This window comes from Marinomonas sp. BSi20584 (genome assembly GCF_002792415.1).
GTDB classification, from domain to species: Bacteria; Pseudomonadota; Gammaproteobacteria; order Pseudomonadales; family Marinomonadaceae; genus Marinomonas; species Marinomonas polaris.
In genome coordinates, this window is record NZ_KZ454881.1 from 80,634 (window position 1) to 102,766 (window position 22,133).

The window sequence follows — 22,133 nt, forward strand, 5'->3', positions numbered from 1 at the left end:
TAATTATTTTTTGTAATTGTTGTAATTATCATCTTTTAATCTAGAGCAAGAGCAAAGCGCCTAAATGTTAGGCTGCCATCTCTTTAGGATATGGCAAGATTGATAGTCATTAAGTTGTACGTAAATGGGTTAATAAATGGTGAGCGGCGTCGAGCAGTTGATCAGAACTGCGAACACAGATCTTAAGTTCTCGATGTGCCCAGCTGTCCAATAATGGTAAGGCCTCTATTCGTGAAGCTTTTATGTAGGGGCGAGCAATGTCGATAGGCATAAGACCTATACCAAGTCCTGATTCCACCATGCTGCAAAGCGCTTCATAGCTGGTGACTTGAATGCGCATATTTAGTGGTAAATTGGCATTGGTAGACGCATTAATCATTTGGTTATTGATAGCACTTCCTGTATGTAAACCGACATAGTCATGCCCTAAAGTGTCTACAAACTTGACCTCTTTGTACTGTCCAAGAGGGTGCCCAACCGGAGTGATGACCACAAGACGGTCTGTTTTATAAGGATAGATAGAAAGGTCTGGGTATTCTCTTGAAGCGATGGTGACAATACCAATATCTGCTGCATTCTCTGCTACGGCACGAATGATTTCGCTACTGATTTTCTCTTCCAAATGAATTTGCACCAAAGGGTTTTGGTTCAGAAAAGAGCGCAGTTGTTTAGGGAGAAATTGGCTGATAGCAGAAATGTTGGCTACCATTCGAACTTGCCCTCGAACACCGTGGGAGAACTCATTCATTTGGTTATAAATATCATCTAACTGATGCAGCACGCCGCGGGACATCTGTAACAAAGCTTGACCAGCAGGAGTGGCAACTACACCGCGATTGGTGCGCATCATTAATGGGGTATGAAGCAATTGCTCTAATTCCTTGATGCGTTTTGATACAGCAGAAGCCGCAATGAAATTCAATTCGGCAGCGCGGGCAATTGAGCCTTGCTCTATGACGCAGACGAACAATCGCAGGGAAGTTGGGTCAATTCGCATTCAGGATTCCATTCATATTTTATTGCTTTTTGTGGCTGATTCTTGCTTTTATATGATGTTAAGCGCGCAAAGATCATATCTCATCTCGTTTTTTTCTCATACTATAGCGGCGTCTTTCCTACGATTAAATGTTTGTGGTGTTTGGCTATTTTTGCCGCTATTAATTTTTACAAGGGTTGTCACAAAATGGTTTTCGAAGAATATTCTCGGATAGTAAAAGGATTTCAGCTTGAGGCGTCATTATCGTTAACTGATAGTTTTGACGCAGTGTGCGCCGCGCAGGATGCTCTGATTACTAAAATTGTCGAGAAAGGTGCCACGATCGCCGGTTGGAAAATTGTCGATAAAGATGGCGTGATTATTCTTTCTCCTATTTTTGACTTCCAAGTATTCGCCAATCTTGGCGACACCATTCCACATCAAGCATTTCGCGGTACTGAGTTAGAAGTGTGCTTTCAATTGACTGTACCAAGTACGACAGATGCAATTAATGAATTGGTTGGTGAATTGACATCTTTTGCAGCTGTCGAACTGATTCGTCCGGCTATTCACCCTACGAACCATTCAGCGTGTGATTTCTATTTCAACTACGGTGTTTTTGTCTCTCAAAAGCCAGTAGCTGGTGAGATACTTTTTGAAGGTGGTAATCAAGGTTATACCTACTCTGCAGGATTGGATCAGCTTGTAGAGGCAAAGAAAGACGTGGTGAAGAAAGGTATACTTCAATGTATTCAACGAGGCTACGGCAATAAAGACTACTTTTTTATTACCGGAACCTTAAATGGATTAGTGTCAGCCGCTGAGTCTTTAGGTGTGAACCGAGTTATGAATCAGGGTAATGCTATTATTCAATTTGAGATAGTCTAATAGCTTTATTAATTGTGTTGCTTCATTAATTGTGTCGCTTCATAAAAAGTGCTGCTTTATCGCGTTGGTCCTTGCGTTTCTTGGACCTTAACATCGAGATTGAGCAGCTCTACCGGTGGCCCGAACTGGGTGTAGATTGCCACATCAGCAGCGTCTCGCCCAAAAGCGATAGCGACGCGACCACCTTGTAAATCCGCTTGCGTTGGATCAAATGTGTACCAACGATTGCCAACGTAGGCTTCAAACCACGCATGTAAATCCATCGGCTCTAAGCCTTCAAGATAACCGACCACCATGCGTGCAGGAATGGCAAGCGCTCTACAGCAAGCAATGCCCAAATGTGCCATGTCTCGACAAACACCTCGTCCTAATCCGTTTAGCTCTGATGCACTTATGTTTTGTTCGCCTTCACCTGGTGTGTACTGAATATTTTTGCGAATATAATCGACGATAGCACTGCATTGGTCATAGCCTGGAGTTAAGCCTGCAACAATGGATGACGCCATTTCGGTAAAATGATCGGAGTCGCAATAACGACTAGGGTGCAAAAAAGGTAAGGTTTCGTCGGGTAGTTGCTGGATGTCAACAAAAGGCGCGCCGGGTGCAGTATCTGAAGCGTTGGCGGTTTCTATTACCACAGAGATACGAATCGAAAAATGTCCGACAGGAGCGACTAATCTTTGGCATAAGTTTCCAAAGGAATCGGTAAACTCAACTGCTGGCACACTAGGCGACAACACATATTCTTCTCGAGCAATCCATTGTTGCATACCGCTACGAGGTCGTAACATAAGCACAAAAGGTGACGGTGTCTCAATGTTGAACTCAAGAGTACTGGATGCTTCTAACCACATAAAACAACTCCCGAATTGATGGTTTACTCATTACAGTAGCAGCTATAAGTATGATCAGCTATAGGACATCTTTATATCTACGTTAAATAAATGAATGTGTGTTTAACTTATTCAGGTCTAAGCATCTAATGATGAAACATGGCTGATATTGCTGTTTTTAATACTTCTTATGATAAAAGCTCCCGTTTGATCTTTGCTTAGAATAATATCCTGGGACCCAATGATAAGAGCTTATGCTCTAAATACCTTTACCTATGGTGATGATCTAACCGGACGTATTTCGAATGACGACAGAATTACATAAAAATAATAATTTTCTTAATGCGCCTTTACCCTTTGTGTTTCTAAAAACAGCGGCACCGATTATTTTGATCATGATGGTGAATGGTTCGTTTGCGCTGGTGGACGCGTACTTCCTTGGTGTGTTTGTTGGCGCCGATGCCCTAACTGCCGTTACTTCTATGTTTCCTGCTTTTATTCTGATTGTTGCTTTGTCAACGTTAGTATCGAATGGTTTTGCCAGTTTGATGGCGCGGCAATTAGGCGCGGGAAATGGATCTAGTGCCGTGGAAGTGTTCTCGCAAGCGATTAGTTTGTCTTTAGTGGTCAGTGCTGTGCTGATCGGTTTGTTTTTACTAGGTGGACACGCGTTAACAGATGCAGTGAGTAATGGCTCAAATCTGATTGCCGATATGAGTTATCGTTATATATCTATTTTGGTCTTTTTCTCTCCCTTGGTCTTTGTTTTAGCTATTAATGGTGACAGTTTACGCTGCGAAGGGCGTGTTTCTTTCATGGCGTCGGTCTCTCTTTTGTCAGTGCTACTGAATGGCGTATTTAACTATTTGTTGATCGTCGGTTTGAATTGGGGGGTAGAGGGTTCTGCTTATGGCACTGTTTTGGCACAAACGGTCTCTTTAATTATTGTTTTTTGCTATCGGAAATATCAGAAAAACGAGCTTAACCTTCAGGTTGTGTCGTTCTCAAAATCTCGACAGCATTGGCTGACGTTTTTGTCTTTAGGAGCACCTTCGAGTTTAAATTATATCGGCTTGGCATTAACGTCTGGCGCTATTTTATACAATTTGCAAACGTGGGATGCTGCTAATTATGCAACGACAGTGGGAGCTTATGGCATTATTACGCGTTTAATGACGTTTATTTTTTTGCCTTTACTTGGGCTTAGCATGGCGTTTCAAGCGATTGTTGGTAACAACTTTGGAGCGAATGAGTTGAGCCGAGTAAATGTCAGTATTAAAATTGCTCTGACTATTGCCTTTGTTTATTGCCTGCTATTACAGACGATAGCGTTTGTTTTTAAACGTGATTTAGGAATGCTGTTTGTTAGTGATCAAGCTGTGATTAGTGAGGTAGTGCGAATTTTACCGTTTTCTACTTTGGCGCTTTTTCTGGTTGGCCCGCAAATGATGATTAGCATGTTTTTCCAAGCCATTGGTGATGCAAAAAGAGCGGGCATTTTAGGCATCATGAAAACCTATGCGTTCTCTCTGCCGTTGATTTTTATTCTACCGTACTTCTTTTCCGAGTGGGGAATTTGGTATGCAGCCGCGAGCACTGAGTTTCTTGCTTTGTTGCTGACTGTTTTTGTATTAAGTCAGCGTAATCGAACTCAAAACACAAGTCTTGGATTGTTTTTTAAAGAAGCACAATGAGCTTTTAAAATACTGATTGCGTTTATTGTTCTTAAAGGTTCCCAACACCGCTAGCTCCATTGAGTTTGAGTGCTAAAGAAAGCCCTAGATTATCTATCGAAAAATGATGATTGGTTTTTTCAACAGAGATTTTTGTTAGACGAGCTAGAACACATCCGCTGTGTGACTACGAGTGACCAGTTTAAGTTTATGGTGAGAATGTGTAAGGTGTGGCCGTACCCTAATTAAGGCGATCTTGATGTGTCTTTACCAGCTCTGAAAGAAAATCCGCCACAGCGCGAGTGCGTTTCGATTGGGTTAAATCAGTCTGGATAACGAGGTAAATTTCTTGATTGACCTCTGGTGTGTCGATAAGGCAAACAAGTTCAGTGTGCCGTGCTACTAGGTGTGGCAACACCGCCACGCCGATTCCCGCAAGGCAAGCACTTACTTGTGTTGCTACCGATGTGGTGGTGATAATGGGCTCTTTTCCTGCTAATTGATTGGCTATCCATTGTGCTGCGGGCAAATGCTCGTAATGCTCTCCCCATTGAATAAAATTGTCATTAGCGTCATCGCGTTCCTTTTGGTAATGAGTGCTGCAGTAGAGTCCGTAGCCTAGCGTACCAACATGTTGGAAGCTGACATTGCCATTAGTTGGACGCACCATACGTAAGGCAAGGTCAGCATCTCGACGATGTAAATTGGCTGTATGAATGTCAGTGACAATATCGATGTGTAAGTTAGGGTAAGTTTGCTGAAAACGGCCTAGTGCTGGCAAAATGAGGTGAGTGGCGAGGTTTTCAGCCGTAGCGACTTTGACCCTTCCGATCAGTTGAGATTCCTTTTTCGCACTCTTGGTAAACGCAAAAGCGGCGGCTTCCATTGCCTCTGCTTTATTTAATAGATTCTTGCCTTCATCCGTCAGTTGGTAACCTGTTTGAAAACGCAAAAAGAGCGGTGTTTGAAGACTGTGCTCAAGACGTTCTATTTTTCGTGATAGTGTAGCAATTCCCATGTCTAGGGATTTTGCTGCTACGGTAAGCGTGCCGAAACGGGCAAGCGCCAAGAAAGCTTTTGTATCATCCCAAATTATCTCTTTCATAAGATATTCCGCTAAAGTTGTTTTTCAATATTGAAAAATGACTTCTCTATTTTCTCTAAATATTTCGATTATAAAAAATGACATAGTAACAAGCAATGCAACAGGTGTCCTTTTATGAAGTGTTTAGGAGAGAAAAATGAGTGAAGATCGTTATCAATTAGGTTTGAAAAAACTCGCTGAAATAGACGGTGAACAAGGCCAGAAAGTCGTCGATGCACTACAACCTATCGCGCCAGATTTCGCTACCTTGATGATCGAGTTTGGTTTTGGTGATATCTATAGCCGCTCTGGCTTGGATTTAAAATCACGAGAAATCGCTACCGTGGCGGCGTTAACTGCATTAGGTAATGCTGCACCACAACTTAAAGTCCATCTTCATGCTGCGCTTAATGTTGGCTGTTCCCCCAAAGAAATCATCGAAGTGTTGATGCAAATGGCACTTTATGCTGGCTTTCCAGCAGCGTTAAATGGCCTTTTTGCCGCCAAAGAAGTATTTGCTGAGCGAGGTATTGATGTGACAGAAGGGTCTGATAAATAGCTTGTTAGCAAAAAGAAGAAAGGGCTGTCTATTCATTAGAGAGCCCTTTCTAGTTAGTTTCTATAAGCGATGTCTAATGGTTATTTGACTGCTTTAGCGTTAATACTCAATGCCATGGCCTCGGCGATTTTTATACCATCTATTGCCGCTGACATGATACCGCCAGCATACCCCGCGCCTTCTCCTGCAGGATATAAGCCTTTGGTGTTGATGCTTTCTAGACTGTCGTTATCACGTTTGATATTGATTGGTGCTGAGGTACGTGTTTCTACGCCAGTCAATAAAGCATCATCGAAAGCAAAACCACGGATTTTCTTATTAAACGCTGGAATAGCTTCGCGAATCGCTTCAATACAAAAATCGGGTAAGGCATCGGCTAGGTTAGTAAGTTTAATACCCGGTTTGAAAGAAGGCTCAACTGTACCGAGTTTTTCTGGTGTTTCGTTACGCAAAAAGGCACCGACGGTTTGTGCTGGCGCATCGTAGTTGCTGCCACCCAATTCATAAGCAAGGCTTTCTAGCTTGCGTTGGAATTCGATTCCTGCAAGCGGGCCACCCGGGTAATCGGATGGATCAATACCCACAACAATGGCGCTGTTGGCGTTGCGCTCATTACGAGAGTATTGACTCATGCCGTTGGTGACCACACGATTTTCTTCCGACGTAGCGGCAACTACTGTACCGCCAGGGCACATGCAGAAGCTGTAAACGGAACGACCATTTTTACAGTGGTGAACCAGTTTGTAATCCGCCGCACCCAGAATCTCGTTACCCGCATTTGGGCCAAAGCGTGCTTTATCAATAGAGGATTGCTCGTGCTCTATACGAAAGCCCACCGAGAAGGGTTTGGCTTCGATGTATACGCCTTTGTTGTGCAGCATTTCGAAGGTGTCACGAGCGCTGTGACCAATGGCGATAGCAATGTGCTTGGAGTGTAATTGTTCGCCATCAGCAAGGGTAACGCCAGTGACTTGGCCGTCTTCGATATGTAAATCATCGACGCGGCAGCTAAAACGAATCTCACCGCCTAGCTCAATAATCTGTGCACGCATTTTTTCGACCATGGCAACCAACTTAAAGGTACCAATGTGAGGTTTGCTGACGTAAAGAATTTCGTCCGGTGCGCCCGCAGCAACAAATTCGTTGAGCACTTTACGGCTGTATTGTTTTGGATCTTTAACTTGGCTATAGAGTTTGCCGTCAGAGAAGGTTCCTGCGCCGCCTTCTCCAAACTGTACGTTAGATTCTGTGTTCAGAATCTTCTTACGCCAGAAACCGAATGTGTCTTTGGTACGTTCACGTACTTCTTTACCACGCTCCAACACGATTGGCTTGTAACCCATTTGCGCTAAAACCAAGGCTGCTAATAAGCCACATGGACCAAAACCAATAACGATAGGTCGTTCAGTCAAAGTTACCGGTGCTTGTGCGACCGGATGATAATCTAAGTCTGGCGTGACTTTGATTTGCTGGTGATCCGCAAATTGGCTAAGCAAAACATCGTTACACGTCGTTTCAACATCCAAAGTGTAAATCAACATGATATTAGTTTTCTTGCGCGCATCGTATCCGCGACGAAAAACGTTAAAGCTAACGAGTTTCTCGGCTGGAATTTCAAGCATGGATAAAATTGCGCTTTCTACTGCGCTAGCGTCGTGATCAAGAGGAAGTTGGATATTGGAAAGTCGTATCATAGGAATCAATAGTTAGAATGCTGGGTCAATGGCTAATAGCGGGGATAATACGATATTTTCGTTGAAAAAGCTGTTCTCAAATGGCTGCGAGATGGTTTTTCTAACAAGATTGACGTTCTTTATTGTTTGAATAAAAGAGGAAGACGAATAGACAAAGAAGGTGTATTTTTTGCAAGAAGCGTTTATTGAGTTACATATGTGTCTATAAATAAGAGGTTTTTAATGTCTTCAATCACTTTTCGTACACTGGTTCTGTCAACTGCACTGCTAACGGGCGGTTTTTCGTTCACCGCTTTTGCTCAAGAATCTGATTATTCGGCCAAAGACTTAAACGAACAGTTGGTTATGTCGACCTTGTGGATGCAAGCCTCTGCTGAATATAAGGCTTTGTCTTATCAAGCGTTTAATTTGGCAAAAATGCAATTTGATCAATATGCTAGCCAACATAAAGGCAGCAAGAAAATCGCGGTGATTGTCGATGCTGACGAAACAGTTATCGACAACAGCGGTTATCAAGCTTGGTTGATCGGTAAGGATTTTGGCTATTCAAGCAAAACATGGGGCGAATGGATGGATGCTGCACAGGCGAAAGCCATGCCGGGCGCGACTGAGTTTCTGAACTATGTGGCGAGCAAAGGTGGTGAAGTATTTTATATAACTAACCGTAAAGCATCAGGTTTAGAAGGCACACGTAAAAATTTAAAAGCTTTAGGGTTTCCTAATGTGGATGATGCGCATTTGATGTTGAATACGTCTACTAGTAACAAAGAGCCTCGCCGACAACAAGTGGCAGAGAGCTACGACGTTGCGTTGTTGATGGGTGATAACCTAAACGATTTCTCCACCGATTTCAGAACCAAGGGTTTAGCGGAAAGTGATGCAGCGGTTGAGAAAAATAAAGCGCTGTTTGGTACAACATTTATCATGTTACCTAATCCGGCTTACGGTGATTGGGAAGGTAAAGTTTATGATGGTAATTGGGGCGCTTCTGCAGCAGAAAAAGACCAAATGCGTAAGTCTAAGCTTAACGTTTGGCAGCCAACGAAGTAGGTTTCTATTTTAAATATTAAATAGCTTTGTCATTAACAAGCCGCTTATCTGAATGGATAGGCGGCTTTTGTCTATTTAGCTAAGAACTTACCTAAAACATACCGAGAATATGCCACCAGACGAAGTTCAGTGGTAGCAGTATCAAGCTTGTTAAAACAAAGGTCGCTAAGCAAACCTTAGTGACGGCGCTGATGGATAAATTGCCAAGCGCAATCGCGGTAATCAGTGGCGGCGCCTGATAAGGCAGTAACACGTTGGAAAAAGCCAATACTTGCGTCATTAGCACTGCATGGCTAGAAAGGCCGGTGATGCTGGCTAAATGCTCAGCCATTGGGGTCATAATAGCGGGAACACCTGCCAAATTAGTCACCACAGCCACGCAAGTGGAAATAAATGTCAGCAAGCTCAAATTCAGTAAAGCTGAATCTTCTGAGAAAGGAATGACTTCGGTTAAATAATTAACCAAGATATTACCAAGGCCTGAGTAAGCAATGATCGCGCTTAATCCTATAATGCCTGCCGCAAATAGCAGTGTGCCATACTGAATGTCTTTATCGATGCTATTTTTTGCCATCAATCCAAGGCTTGGCCATAGGCAAACTAATGCAGCAATTAGCCCAACCCAACCTGCTGAAATATGATGCAGCGAGTCTGTGAACCAGAAAGCAAAACAAACACAAAGGACAATTAACAACCGTGTTTCTATTTTTGTCATGGCTGACTTTTCGATTGTCGCTTGTATCGCTTGGTTTGGTGCTTTATCTGGAAAAAGCCACAGAATAACGCCAACAGTCATGATTAACTTTCCAAGTCCTAAGATAGGGAAGTGCAAAAGTAGATACTCACCATAAGAAAAGGGTGCGTTATAAAGCGCTTCGGCCATACCTGAAAGCAGCATGTTAGGCGCGTTCGCAGGCAAGATAGAAAAGGCAGGTAAAAAGGTTCCAAATGCCGCGGCCAATAACATGCCTTTTCGGCCATTAGAGTCTTGATCATAACCAAAATGATCTGCAAGGGAAGCAATGATCGGGATGATGAGTACGATACGACTTACGCCAGAAGGAATCAAAAAGGCCAATCCCATCGCAAACAACGCAATTTTGATAATAGTGCCTTGGTAGCTATTGCCGAGAATTAGCATCAGCAAGCGTGTAGCGCGAGAATTGATCCCCGTATGATTGATCGCTGCGCCAAACACCATACCACTGAACAGTAACCAAAATGTCGACGACTGAAATCCTGCGAATATGACTTGTGTCGGAGCAAGCTGTGTTGCCGTCGCAAAAGCAAATAAGCCCAATGCAGGCCAATAAGCTGGCACCAGAGACGTCGCCCAGAAGGCGATACAAATGAACAGCAATCCAGCAGTTAGCGATTGCGGAAGCGTTAGAAATTGATAGGAAACAGCACCTATGGCAAATGTCATCGCTAAAATTAGATAAAGCGGCCAGCTAGGTTTGCTTGGGATATTCAGTGAAGGTGTCGGTGTTGTTTTGGTGACATGTGGAGACTTATTTTTATTATTCATTTGAGGCTCTAAGGCATAAATCCCGCCTTCTTTGAAAAAGAAGGCGGGATAAGATGACTAGCGAAGGTTAACTGCGGTTGCTTCGTCAAAACCTAACATGATGTTTAGGTTTTGTACGGCAGCGCCAGACGCGCCTTTACCGAGGTTATCCAGTTTTGCGACAAGAATGCCAGACTTGTTGCCTGGTTCACTTAGAACCGAGAGTTCGATTTGGTTGGTATCTTCAAGACCATGTGGCGTCAAGAATGGTGCTGAGTTATCGGCAACCACATTAAAGCCATTTACCGTTACAAACGTGTCGTTGGCATACACTTCGGCCAATTTAGCTTGTAACTGCTCCATGGTGACATCGCTTTTTAGCTGAATTGGCAAGAAGGTCAACATGCCCTGGCGGAAGTTACCAACACTAGGAACGAAAATGGGTGCGTTATCCAAACCTGACCATTTTTTCATTTCAGCTAGATGTTTGTGGTTGAAAGACAAACCGTAAGCACCGAATATCGGCGCATTGTTGGTGCTTTCATAACGGTCAATTAGCGCGTTGCCGCCACCACTGTAACCAGATACGGCATTGATTGAGTAATCATAAGACGCGGACAATAATCCAGCTTCAATCAATGGTTTCAATAGCAAGATCACGCCAGTTGGGTAACAACCGGGGTTAGAGACAAACTGCGCATCTTTGATTTTGTCGCGTTGAGTGACATCAAGTTCAGGCAAGCCATATACCCAGCCTTCGGCGACACGATGGACAGAACTCGCGTCCAAAATACGACAGCCTTCTTCTTTTGCCAAAATAACGCTGTCTTTTGCGGCATCATCTGGTAGGCAAAGTACTGTTACATCGGCTTCTTTCATCAGACGACGCTTTTCTTCTACGTCGCGTTTTTTATCTTGGTCGATACTGATGATTTCAATGTGTGGGTGGTTAACTAGACGGTCTTTTACTTGAAGACCTGTTGTGCCTGTTTCGCCATCAATAAATACTTTTTTCACAGCGTGATTCCTTACTGGATGTCTTAAATCAAAGCAAAAGCAGGAGGTCGATGTGAGTTTCCTGCTTTTTATCGAATGTTTGGGTCGAATGTTATCGTGAGCAAATAGTGTAATGCATCATGGTGCAGCTTAATAGTTGAGAGCTTTGCTTAATCTTAAAAAAACTTATTTATCACCTCTTTGATGTAAATAGCGTAAGCCAAGTGCAGCGGTTAGCAAAGCAATAATGCCTCCACAGGCGATAGCCCAACGAGCACCGAGTAAGTCGGCAGTCCAACCGACCAAAGGCCCACCAATTGCCGAACCTCCCACAGAGGTTGCTAACAAAATAGCAATGACTCGACCGCGTATGTATTTTTGTGCACTGAGTTGAATTAGGCTGTGTACGGATGTGGTAAAAAGTTGAGTAGTCATGCCTATTAAACTGAGTGAGACAGCAAATAACCAAAAATTAGGAATGATCGAGGCTATCAAGGCAATTCCCCCAAAGCCGATAGCTGAAAAGGATATAAAATGAAGATTAGGTTTTTCTCGGTTAGCGGTAATCATGGCGCCGACAATAGAACCTACTGCCATAATAGACATCAGAATGCCAAATTGCTGAGAGTTACCAGTAAACACATGAACGGTCATTGACGTCAGATAGACAGTGAAGTTTAGCCCAAACATAGCGAAGAAAAAGAACATGGTGATGGCAATGATCATGTCTGGACGTTGGCGAATATAATGAAATCCATCAAATAAGGTGGCTTTACTAGATTTGCTAGAATCACTTTCGACGCTTGGAAGTAAATTTACTGGTTTGGCCTTTATCATATAAGTGATGGCTATAATTGGGATAAAGGACAAGGCATTTAGCGCAAACACCCAGCCAGCACCCATTAATAGAATTAAAAAACCTGCGATAGCAGGGCCAATCATCCGAGCGCTATTAAATGAAATAGAATTCAAAGAAACTGCGTTAGCTAGATCTTTATCAGCAACTAAATCGGCTACGAATGCGTGTCTCGCTGGAGTGTCGAATGCGGTAAAGCAGCCGAGTAAAAAAGCGAAAATATACATGTGCCACAGCTCAAGGTGACCATTTAGAATCATGATGGCTTGAACCAGCGCGAGCAAACCGCGCAAGCTTTGTGTGACGATAAGTAGTTTGCGGCGATCGAAGTAATCAGCAGCCCAACCAATGATAGGTAAGAAAATAAATTGCAGAGCGACAACAATACCTACTGCAGTGGCGTTTCCGTTAGACAGTTCTGCAATCACAATCCAATCTTGCGCAGTACGTTGCAGCCATGTGCCAATATTTGAGACAAAAGCTCCCATTGCCCAAAGTCGATATTGCGGGTTGCTCAATGAGCGAAATGTTTTGTGCAAGATTATCTCCGATGATGCGGCGCTTTATGTAGAAGCTTTATATTGAAACGGTGTTTTGAAATTATAGCAGGTTATTTTTTAGAAGAAATGCATGATAGGGAATCTGCTTGATCAACTTGGTTGAGGTTGTGCGACAGGTTACACTTTCGGCTTCTTAAATCAGTAATGTATTTTTATGAAGAAATCCGATAAAAAAATCGATAATGCACTTCGTGGAGCGTTAACGAATGTTTGTGAAGGAGCGCTGGATTCTGTGAAAGGTTTTGTCTGGCTAACGCATTTAGTTAATTATAATGCGTTTCCTAATTCGCTAAAGATCGTTTGTGTTTTCGAAACCGATGAGGCCTTGTCTAAAGCCATTGAGGCGAAGCAAGATGATTACTTTTATACGCTTATTAATAATGAGTTAAGCACCGTAAACATCAAGCTAAACCAGCTTCGTCAGCAAGTTAGCTTTGATACAGAAGAAGCTTGCGAGCGCTCCCATGCGGGAAAATGGAATGAACGGCTCGCCAAACTACAAAGTAAAGTGGCGCTCCATTAATGTATTTAGCACTAACTTTTTAGTGCTAAATACGAATATTTTTAGTCATCTGCTTGAGCTTGAATGTCTTTCATAGCTTTTTGAAGTTGTGGGTTTTTCTCTTCAAGGTATTTTTTTAGACGAGCAATAAATACGGTGTTTTCATGGAAGGGTACACCTATCTGATGTGCATCGGCTACTTCCACCATAGATACTTTGTCGTGCTGATTAAACACGTCAATCATCTGTTCGGCTTTTTTATGAGAAATGCCAAGTGCTTCAAAAGCAGACCGTCCCATACGCAAGCTACTGTCGTAGTTTTCTCGAATAATGTCGCGACATCCCGAAGCCCATAAATCGTAAACGTGGTTGTTGTCGAAAGCTCTCGCGATAACGTGTAGATCAGGGTAGTGCTCTTTGACATATTTGACGAGCTTGGTAATTTGCTCTGGATCATCAATGGTAATAATCAACAATGATGCTTCATCTATGCCTGCGGCTTCTAATAAGTCTGGACGGGTGGCGTCACCGAAGTAGTTTTTAACGCCAAAATGCTGAAGTGCTCTTAATCGCTTTACGCTGAAATCAATCACTGTTGAATGATAACCAGCCAAACGCAAAAGGTTGTCTATCGTACTTCCCATTCGCCCGGAACCAGCAATAATGATTTTATTGTCATCGGGTAGTTCATCGTGTGTGCCGGCCGTTTGGTCGGTGGCATAACGAGGCGCGATAACACGATCATAGATGATGAATAGCATTGGCGTGAGCAACATAGACAACGCCACGACAAGCAGTAGAATGTCGGCAACTTCTTGTGATATCACTGCATTACTGACAGTAAAAGACAGCAAAACAAAACCAAACTCTCCGGCTTGGGCAAGGCCTAGTGCAAATAGCCATTTATTTGAACCACGAATGTTAAATATCCGTCCTAATATTAACAGCGTGGTAGCTTTCAGCAGAATTAGACCGACAGTTAAGCCAAGAATAGAGAAAAAATGACTAGAAAGTAGGGCGAAGTTTATGCCAGCACCGACGGTCATGAAGAATAATCCCAGCAGCAAGCCTTTAAAAGGAGCTATATCACTTTCTAACTCATGTCGATAAGGTGAGTTAGCCAACACCACGCCAGCTAGAAATGTTCCGAGTGCAGGAGAAAGTCCAACCAAAGACATGAGTAGAGTCGTGCCGATAACGAACATCAACGCGGCGGCAATAAAAAGTTCTCTTAATTGTGTGACTGCGATAAAACGAAAAATAGGCGTAACTAAAAAGCTACCGCTTAAAATCACTATACCAATAGCGCCGATGGTGACTAATGCAGTTTGCCATGCTTCTAAACCATCGACTAAAGATACTGAATGGCTTCCACCCTGAGATATCTCTGCCGCATGACTTAAAGATTCGATGAGTTCTGGTGTGGCAAGCAGAGGAATAAAGGCCAACATTGGGATAACGACAATATCCTGAGCGAGCAATACGGCGAAAGATGATTGGCCGCCATCTGATTTCATTAAACCTTTTTCAGTCAATGTTTGGATGACGATGGCGGTTGAAGATAGAGCAAGTACTAAACCAATAGCTAAGCTGGTACGCCATTCTTGGTTTAACAGCATTCCTAATCCCATAATAAGAAGGGCTGTTAACACAACTTGCCCACCACCTAAGCCTAATAATTTAGACTTTAATGCCCAGAGTTTTTTAGGGTTTAGCTCTAGTCCGACAAGAAATAACATCATGACAACACCAAGTTCGGCAAAGTGTTGAATAGAAACAATGTCTACTTCTAATAGGGTTAGTAATGGACTAATGATGATGCCAGCTAACAGATATCCTAAGACAGACCCCAGTCCTAGGCGTGACGCAATAGGAACAGAAATGACCCCCGCAACCAAAAAAACAAAGGTTAATAGTAGTGCGTCAGTCATTTCATTTTTTCCTTTTCTAATAACTGAATAGAAGAACTAAATGTTTTAATGCTTTAAATCGTAGTTTTTGCTGTGGATTGTTTGTTATCGTTTTATTACATATCGCAAACGGCTTGAGCAAACTGATCAACACTATTCCAATCGGTAAATTCCATATTGGTTTTGGGATCTGTTGGCCCTTTTGTCATCCACATTATGAAGCGGATCATGTTGCGATCGATAAAACCGTATTTTGGATAGTTTAATTTACCAGCAAAAACGCCTTCTAAACTTGGCTTCCAATCTAGTTGAGCCAAAAGTTTAATAATGTACGGGTTGGTATCAGGTTGGCACTTTTCAGGTTTACGAGCAACAAGGTTAACGGTGTAAAATGCACTTGGTTTGCTTTTAAGCTGAGTTTTATTCTGCTCAATAAAATCAATCACAACTTTCTGATGTTTGCCATAACGTATGCTGGCACCAATGACTACCTTGTCGTGATTGGCTAAGGTTTCAGCGCTTGCTTCTTCTACTGGTAGAAGGGTGACGGTATGGCCTTGGCTCTCGATAATGGCTTGCATTTTAAGGCTTATCTTTTTTGTGTGACCGTCTGTTGTTGAATAAATCAGTAAAGTATTAGACATGGTGATTCAGAAAAGCTGCCTCTGTTGGAGTGATGTGAAAACGAATAGAGGGACTTGTTATAAACACTCAAAGGCTTGCTGTAAAGGACACTTGCTTTTCTTCCCGAATTTTATCTACTGTTGCATAAAAAACGTATAAAAATATCACATAAAAAAAGCGGACTATTGAGTATAGTCCGCTTTCTGTTTTGCTAATTTGAGATTGCTCTTAATATTACTCAGCAGAACTGTGTTTTCGAGCGCGGATATCGGATTGTGCGCTACGGTAAAACTTTTCTTGTGGTTTAGATCTGGTCACTTGATCATCATCGCTGTCTTCATTACGAAGTAACATAAAGTCAGCCACACGTTGCTCATCTAAACGATTTGCCTTAACTGCACCTTTGATGGCACAACCAGGTTCGCCTTGGTGATGACAATCACTGAAACGGCATTCTTTTTCCAATGCAATGATGTCAGCGAAATTGGCAATAGCGCTGCTATCGAATTCAGCAAGTTGTAGTTCACGCATGCCTGCAGTATCTAGCAAAATAGCACCTGATGGCATGATCTTTAAGGCACCCGAATCACCAATGTTTCTTTGTGCTTTGCCTTCGGCCGTGGTTTGCATCAAGGTATTGATCAATGCAGATTTACCTGAACCAACCGCGCCAAGTAAGGCAATGGTTTTACCTTTCTTAAGCAAAGGCGATAAACAGCGTAGGCTGTCAGCATCTAAAGCATTAACTGTTTCTACGATGAGTAACGGATCAAGTTTTTCTACTTGGGCACGTTTTTCAGCTGCATCATTACAAGTATCTGCTTTTGTAAGTATAACAACTGCATCTGCTTGAGCTTCATGAGTAAGTTCTAAATAACGTTTAATCAACGCTAAATTGAAATCTTGATTTAATGCACAAATTAAAAATACAGTGTCTATATTTGAAGCGATGTTTTCAAATATAGAACTTGGTTCTAAAAGGCGTAGGAAGTTTTGTTCAGTGTCAGTAATAACCCAGTCACCGACAGCCATGCTTGGCATATCGGAATGGTTTTCTAAAGTGAAAAAGCCGAATTCACTGACAAGCTCGTAGCTGCTGTCTTTTTGAGAGCAGATACGTGCAATGCGGTTAGATTCTAAATCATCCAATGATAACTGTTGTTGAAAGTAAGCCTGCCAGCCTAAGTCCAATAAAGTAAACGTGGAATCCATTGATATTACCCCAAGCGAAATACGCCATCGTAAATAAGAAGCAATGCGCTTCAATTAGTACAACCGAACATAAGCAAAACTTTGATTATGTTCTAGCCAGAAAATACACAAAACACCAATGCGTTATAAACCGTTTTTACAAGGCGCTAATACACGAGATTAGCACAGTGTGTGTGCGCCACAAACAGAAATATTAGTGCCATAAAAAAGGTTTATCATCTTGGTATTTATATTGAATATAGGCATAACATATATAACCAATATAATAATCCGTTAAGGGCTTATTAGGGCTCTTAAACTGCTTTAATAGAGCACTTTTCAGGAACTTGCTGAGTAATACAGTGGATGTTTCCGCCACCTAATAATATATTTCTGGCGTAAACACCTATTACTTTATGCTCAGGAAATGCCTTTTGTAGAATCTCCTTTGCTTGTTCATCAGTTTTTTCGCCGAATGTTGGAAATACAACACTGTTATTCGTAATTAAAAAGTTGGCGTAAGAAGCTGCAAGACGTTCTCCGACTTGGCGATTCATATAATCACTTTCTACTAAGTTTTTTGCTTCATCTTCTGATACAAAAAGCGGCCCCGGCATCGGAAGCTTAATAATCTCTAGTGTTCGGCCTTTTGCATCTATTGCTTGGCTTAGGACTTTTAGCGCCGCTTTACTGATGGCATATTGTGGATCGTTTGAGTCTTCACAATCGGTTAATGCGACAACACCTGGACGAACAACATGCATAATGTTATCGACATGGCCGTTAGTCTCATCATTATAAAGCCCATCTTTAAGCCAAATGATTTTTTCAACATTTAAGTACACCTTTAATAGGTCTTCGATGTCTTCTTTGCTGAGATGCGGATTACGGCTTGGGTGCAGCAAACATTCTTCTGTCGTATATAAGGTGCCTTCACCGTCCACATGAATGGAACCGCCTTCTAAAATTAACGGCGCGTGGTAAACATAGTCACCTGTGACAGTGGCCATTTTTGCGGCGACCGCATTATCTTGCTCCCAAGAATCGTATAAGCCGTCTAGTTCGCCACCCCAAGCATTAAACTGCCAACTATTTGCACGGCGTTCGCCTTGATCGTTCACCACATAGGTCGCACCTATGTCACGCATCCAGCAATCATCGGACGGCATCTCAATGACTCGGATTTTACTAGGCAAAGCGAGGCGAGCTTGTTCATAATTCTTGGCATCGGCAATGAAGGTGACGTCTGTTGATTGTGCGATTGCTGTAGCAACAGCAACAAACTCTTTTTGAGCATGTTTGCCTTTTTCTCGCCAGTTGTCTTCGCGGGTTGGCCAAGCCATCCAAACTTGCTCTTGCGGTTCGTGTTCCGCAGGCATACGAAAGCCATCTAATCTTGGTGAGGTGTACAGCGTAGAGCTCATTAATATGTCCTTAAAGGTCGCTTTTATAAATAAAGCATAGATTTTGGCCAATTCTATGGCAGACATACAAACATTCAAGAGTCTTTTTGTGTATTCCATGAAATTAGCTGTTTATTTCGTGATTTTTCCTGTTTATCTCAGAGCATTGATGGCTTATGAGCCACATTTTTTGCGTCTTTACAATTACTCGACGGAAACAGTTACCGAGTAGTTTTGTAAAAACTACTTATTAGCTTGCTGTCTAGTAGTTATGTTGGATGAATGTTTTTTAAAAAAATTCTTTAATATCAATACCTTGTACGTTTTTTTAAAAGTTGGCACAAGCTTCGCAATACTCTAAGGGAAATCAACGATATGAACTTCAGTTCTTTTGTTCAGGTCGTTGAGTTGATTACTTGGGAGGGCTGGATATAAACGCAGCCATGACGCCCAAATTTTAAAAAACTAAATGGAGGTTACCATTATGAATATTAAACGCACTCTACTAAATACCGCTTTGGTTCTTGTTACTGCTGGTACATTGGCAGCATGTGATCAGAGTTCTGATGACAACAAAGTAGAAGACGCTATGTCCAATGCTGGTGATGCTGTTGAGCAGACAATGGATAATGCTGGTGAAGCGCTAAATAACGCGGGCAATTCAATTGAAGACACTATGACAGATACAGGTAATGCCATTGAAGACAAGTGTGAAGAAGCGAAAGAAGGCATGAACGCCAAAGACACTGATTGCTAAAACGAACAGAAAAAAGGCCGAGTTGATCGGCCTTTTTTCTAACGTTCTTTTTAAGGTAACTGTTATTGCTTTATAAAAAATCGGTATGTTCGTATTTATCGAGTTTGTTATATAGAGTTTTGATACTGATACCAAGTTGATGGGCAGTATCTGTTTTGTTTCCGTCATTGTTTTTCAGTGTTTTTAAGATGGCGATTTTTTCTATGTCATCTAGGCGCATACCAGTAGGAATACCTGCTGTTTTGTCTATCTCGGTTTGATCACTGAGATCATTGGTTATTAGGTGTTCTGGATGAATAATATGATCGGCTAGAATGTAAGCCCGCTCAATGGCATGTTTTAACTCTCGCACATTACCGGGCCAAGTATAGTGGTTAATCTTTTCTAGACTTTGTGCTGAAAATTGTTTGTGTTGGCCATCTTTAGCGTTGCGGTAAGACAAAAAGTGTTGAGCAAGGCCACATGCATCACCTTCTCGGTCTTTTAATTTTGGAACCATGATAGGAAATTGAGCTAAACGAAAATAGAGATCTTCGCGGAATACTTCATCGCGGATAGCATCGCTTAATGTACGGTTAGTTGCAGCAATAATTCGTACGTTGGCCATTTTTACTTGTTGAGCGCCGACTGGTTTGTATTCACCACTTTCGAGCACTCGTAAAAGTTTTACTTGCTGTTCGTATGGCATCTCGGTGACTTCATCTAAAAAGAGTGTACCGCCTTCTGCTTGCTCGAAAACGCCTTGATGATCTTTGTGTGCTCCGGTGAAAGCACCTTTAACATGGCCGAATAATTCACTGTCGATTAACTCCGGGCTAAGCGCACCGCAGTTGATGGCGACAAAAGGACCTTCAGCGCGTTGGCTGAAAACATGTAAAGTATTGGCGATAAGTTCTTTACCTGTACCGCTTTCGCCCATGATAAAAGCATTGGCTTTGGTTGCTGCGACTTTTCGAATAGTGCGATAAAGCGAATGCATGGCAGTTGATGAGCCGACTAATAAGCCAAATTGATCCAGATAACTGGTTTGGGTATTGGCATTTTCGTGAGAGCGGCTTAGTTCACTAAAGACTTCTTTTAAGGAAGATTCAATCAGCTTTAAATTGTAAGGCGCACGATAGTGAAATCCAGCACCTTTATGCATTAGGTGATCTAATATTGGATCTGGTTCGCCTTTGCTGAAAAATAAGAACTCTGTTTTATATAGAACAGGGCTGTTAATAAGTTCTTTTAAGGCAACATCATGCAATGAATTTACTTCGATAAGAGCAACATCACATTGAGCGACAGATAGCTGATCTAGCCAATTTTCATCTTGATGGCTAATGTTTAACTCATACTGTCGAACGCCATTTAAAGAAAGTAGATTTGAAGCTAATAATGGATCTTGAACATGCATAAATAGCTTTGGTGAAGACATTATTATTTTCCCTAAATAGAACAGAAGAGTGATCGTGAAAATTTATAGAGTTATGGAATCATAGGTAGATAAGCTTGTCCTAGCCTTTTGCAGTAACTTTGCATTAAACACGGCCTTAATTATCCTTATTTGCACAAAGCTCACCCTTTTTTGAAAGGAGACAGACATGCTTAAAGACCATAGAACAGAAAAAATGCTTTATCCCAATAGGGATTCACGTATTTTATGTGACATGCTTTCTATGTGTTTTGACGGTTTTTTTGCTAACTCGGCATTATGTGGGCGAGTAGGGAATACACTTGATAAGCATGTGTTTAAAAAAGTGTCGTCTTTGTATCGGCGGTTAGCTGAGCGCCTGCTACATAGTGTAGGAACGCTGCCGGAAGATACTGGTACAATGAACCCGGAGCCTGGCTATATAGCAACAGCATACTTATCTGCCCTTAATGCGGCGGATAAACATGCATCGAGTCGTGTCATGTCTGTGAATTGGCAGGTAATAAAGCGTATCGGGAAATTAGTTCGAGAGTTAGACAATAAGTTATTTGCCAGCATGATTGTTGATTATTTGGCGTGCATTCAGATGGTATTGGACAATGCGCAGAAACGAAGAAAAGCCGCTAAGTTGGTTAAATAAAAAAAGAGCCTAATTTAAGCTCTTATTTTGTTTGTTTACTTAACGATAATTAGGTTATTCGTTATCAACGACTCGATAGTCTAATTTACCAACAATAGTACCGTTATTACCTGATGTGGTTACATTGAAACTTGCGTTATTCTTTTCTTTTTTGGGGTTAACGGTCGATATGACTTCGCCATTAACAACAAGTTGATACGTTTCTGAAAACGTAATATGCATGTCTTCTGATTTAGGGTTCTCAAACAAAATATTGTCTTTTAAACGAATGACTCGACTTTCGCCGCGAACCCATTGACCCACAAGTGGTTGTGCTTTGAATGTCATGTTGTCATGAGTAACCGTCGCTTCAGATAAGAAAATTCGAATTAAGTCACCATTCATAGCGACTTTTTCTCGGTCCTCTACACGTGCATTTAGCAAAGCTATGGCGGTATTCGTCTTGCTGATGTATGAGCGTAACTGCTGAATACCTAAGTTAATTTCTTTCGAATTTAATTGCTCTGTCGCTAATAGTCTTGGTAGCTCGGGCGCGTTTCCAACTCGATTTTTGAGTTCTGTAAAGTTAGCGTTAGCCAATTTTCTTTGTGTATTAAGTTGCTCAGCCAGATCGGCATTACTATCAGGACTGCTGGCTTTCGAGCCGTTGCTATTATTTGTCTCAGTAATAACACTCGTTTCTACAGTAGCAACCTCGTTGTCTGTAGTTTTGCTTGGTATAGTTTGTTCAGTGCTTACTGTGTTTGGAGTAGAGTTTTTCTCAGTTTGCTTGTTTTGTAAATCTTGAAAAATTGGCATCGAGCAAGCACTTAGTAAAAGCGTTGCAAGTAAAAGGCCAGAACGAAATGTAGGCATTTAATAATCCTGAGATTAGAAGCGAAAATAAGTGACTAAGTATGCGGCATGGCGGATAGTATGTCGAGCTGAAGTACCTGTTGCCGATGCGAGTATCTTATTTAAAAGTGTAAATAAAATCTTTTATGAATCTTTGAGATAATAATGTAATACAGAGA

20 protein-coding genes are annotated in these 22,133 nt (G+C 41.9%); 7 read left to right on the plus strand and 13 right to left on the minus strand.

All coding sequences use genetic code 11. From position 1 onward, the window contains the following. Positions 1–109: 109 nt before the first annotated feature. Positions 110–997, minus strand: coding sequence for a LysR family transcriptional regulator (locus tag TY87_RS13275; RefSeq protein ID WP_012069188.1), 888 nt, complete (start codon positions 995–997; stop codon positions 110–112). A 186-nt stretch (positions 998–1,183) separates the two neighbouring features. Between TY87_RS13275 and TY87_RS13280 the strand changes: the two genes are divergently transcribed. Further along, a complete protein-coding gene (locus TY87_RS13280) occupies positions 1,184–1,864 on the plus strand; it encodes a hypothetical protein (RefSeq protein ID WP_100187439.1) in 681 nt (226 codons plus the stop codon). A 56-nt stretch (positions 1,865–1,920) separates the two neighbouring features. On the opposite strand, the gene TY87_RS13285 is transcribed toward TY87_RS13280, so the two are convergent. Continuing rightward, on the minus strand, positions 1,921–2,718 hold the full coding sequence (locus TY87_RS13285) for a transglutaminase domain-containing protein (protein ID WP_012069190.1): 798 nt from the start codon (positions 2,716–2,718) through the stop codon (positions 1,921–1,923). Positions 2,719–3,002: 284 nt separating this feature from the next. On the opposite strand from TY87_RS13285, the gene TY87_RS13290 reads away from it, so the two are divergent. Next, positions 3,003–4,391 (plus strand): MATE family efflux transporter, encoded by a 1,389-nt coding sequence (locus TY87_RS13290; RefSeq protein ID WP_100187440.1) that lies wholly within the window; start codon positions 3,003–3,005, stop codon positions 4,389–4,391. Positions 4,392–4,611: 220 nt separating this feature from the next. Here TY87_RS13290 and TY87_RS13295 read toward each other — a convergent pair whose 3' ends face one another. Then, positions 4,612–5,475 (minus strand): LysR family transcriptional regulator, encoded by an 864-nt coding sequence (locus tag TY87_RS13295; RefSeq protein ID WP_100187441.1) that lies wholly within the window; start codon positions 5,473–5,475, stop codon positions 4,612–4,614. A 136-nt stretch (positions 5,476–5,611) separates the two neighbouring features. On the opposite strand from TY87_RS13295, the gene TY87_RS13300 reads away from it, so the two are divergent. After that, positions 5,612–6,013 carry a carboxymuconolactone decarboxylase family protein gene (locus tag TY87_RS13300; protein WP_100187442.1) on the plus strand — a complete coding sequence of 134 codons (402 nt, stop codon included), beginning with the start codon at positions 5,612–5,614 and terminating at the stop codon, positions 6,011–6,013. Positions 6,014–6,093: 80 nt separating this feature from the next. Here TY87_RS13300 and TY87_RS13305 read toward each other — a convergent pair whose 3' ends face one another. Then, positions 6,094–7,707 (minus strand): NAD(P)/FAD-dependent oxidoreductase, encoded by a 1,614-nt coding sequence (locus TY87_RS13305; RefSeq protein ID WP_100187443.1) that lies wholly within the window; start codon positions 7,705–7,707, stop codon positions 6,094–6,096. A 222-nt stretch (positions 7,708–7,929) separates the two neighbouring features. On the opposite strand from TY87_RS13305, the gene TY87_RS13310 reads away from it, so the two are divergent. Further along, on the plus strand, positions 7,930–8,757 hold the full coding sequence (locus tag TY87_RS13310) for a 5'-nucleotidase, lipoprotein e(P4) family (RefSeq protein ID WP_072837813.1): 828 nt from the start codon (positions 7,930–7,932) through the stop codon (positions 8,755–8,757). Positions 8,758–8,848: 91 nt separating this feature from the next. Here TY87_RS13310 and TY87_RS13315 read toward each other — a convergent pair whose 3' ends face one another. From TY87_RS13315 to TY87_RS13325, 3 genes are all read right to left on the minus strand, one after another. After that, positions 8,849–10,285 (minus strand): SLC13 family permease, encoded by a 1,437-nt coding sequence (locus tag TY87_RS13315; RefSeq protein ID WP_100187444.1) that lies wholly within the window; start codon positions 10,283–10,285, stop codon positions 8,849–8,851. Positions 10,286–10,342: 57 nt separating this feature from the next. After that, positions 10,343–11,281 (minus strand): N-acetyl-gamma-glutamyl-phosphate reductase, encoded by a 939-nt coding sequence (gene argC, locus TY87_RS13320; RefSeq protein ID WP_100187445.1) that lies wholly within the window; start codon positions 11,279–11,281, stop codon positions 10,343–10,345. Positions 11,282–11,446: 165 nt separating this feature from the next. Beyond that, entirely contained in the window at positions 11,447–12,655 is a 1,209-nt protein-coding gene (locus TY87_RS13325) for an MFS transporter (protein ID WP_100187446.1), read from the minus strand. A 175-nt stretch (positions 12,656–12,830) separates the two neighbouring features. Between TY87_RS13325 and TY87_RS13330 the strand changes: the two genes are divergently transcribed. After that, complete coding sequence (locus TY87_RS13330; protein ID WP_100187447.1) at positions 12,831–13,199, plus strand: Fis family transcriptional regulator; 369 nt, start codon at positions 12,831–12,833, stop codon at positions 13,197–13,199. A gap of 41 nt (positions 13,200–13,240) precedes the next feature. Here the strand turns inward: TY87_RS13330 and TY87_RS13335 are convergent, their stop codons facing one another. The 4 genes from TY87_RS13335 to aguA all read right to left on the minus strand — a co-directional run bounded on the left by TY87_RS13335 (position 13,241) and on the right by aguA (position 18,327). Beyond that, positions 13,241–15,109 carry a cation:proton antiporter domain-containing protein gene (locus TY87_RS13335; protein ID WP_072837818.1) on the minus strand — a complete coding sequence of 623 codons (1,869 nt, stop codon included), beginning with the start codon at positions 15,107–15,109 and terminating at the stop codon, positions 13,241–13,243. 95 nt (positions 15,110–15,204) lie between these two features. Beyond that, positions 15,205–15,732: a menaquinone-dependent protoporphyrinogen IX dehydrogenase gene (hemG, locus tag TY87_RS13340; protein WP_100187448.1), complete on the minus strand. Its 528-nt coding sequence runs from the start codon at positions 15,730–15,732 to the stop codon at positions 15,205–15,207. A 214-nt stretch (positions 15,733–15,946) separates the two neighbouring features. Continuing rightward, positions 15,947–16,924, minus strand: coding sequence for a GTPase RsgA (rsgA, locus tag TY87_RS13345; protein ID WP_072837820.1), 978 nt, complete (start codon positions 16,922–16,924; stop codon positions 15,947–15,949). 293 nt (positions 16,925–17,217) lie between these two features. Continuing rightward, positions 17,218–18,327: an agmatine deiminase gene (gene aguA / locus TY87_RS13350; protein WP_072838061.1), complete on the minus strand. Its 1,110-nt coding sequence runs from the start codon at positions 18,325–18,327 to the stop codon at positions 17,218–17,220. A gap of 463 nt (positions 18,328–18,790) precedes the next feature. On the opposite strand from aguA, the gene TY87_RS13355 reads away from it, so the two are divergent. After that, positions 18,791–19,063, plus strand: coding sequence for a hypothetical protein (locus tag TY87_RS13355; protein WP_012069204.1), 273 nt, complete (start codon positions 18,791–18,793; stop codon positions 19,061–19,063). Positions 19,064–19,133: 70 nt separating this feature from the next. Here the strand turns inward: TY87_RS13355 and TY87_RS13360 are convergent, their stop codons facing one another. Further along, complete coding sequence (locus tag TY87_RS13360; protein WP_100187449.1) at positions 19,134–20,483, minus strand: sigma-54 interaction domain-containing protein; 1,350 nt, start codon at positions 20,481–20,483, stop codon at positions 19,134–19,136. Positions 20,484–20,649: 166 nt separating this feature from the next. Here TY87_RS13360 and TY87_RS13365 point away from each other — a divergent pair, with 166 nt between their 5' ends. Continuing rightward, positions 20,650–21,120: a hypothetical protein gene (locus tag TY87_RS13365; RefSeq protein ID WP_100187450.1), complete on the plus strand. Its 471-nt coding sequence runs from the start codon at positions 20,650–20,652 to the stop codon at positions 21,118–21,120. A gap of 54 nt (positions 21,121–21,174) precedes the next feature. Here the strand turns inward: TY87_RS13365 and TY87_RS13370 are convergent, their stop codons facing one another. After that, positions 21,175–21,975, minus strand: a complete 801-nt coding sequence (locus TY87_RS13370) for a hypothetical protein (RefSeq protein WP_100187451.1) — start codon at positions 21,973–21,975, stop codon at positions 21,175–21,177. Positions 21,976–22,133: the final 158 nt, after the last annotated feature.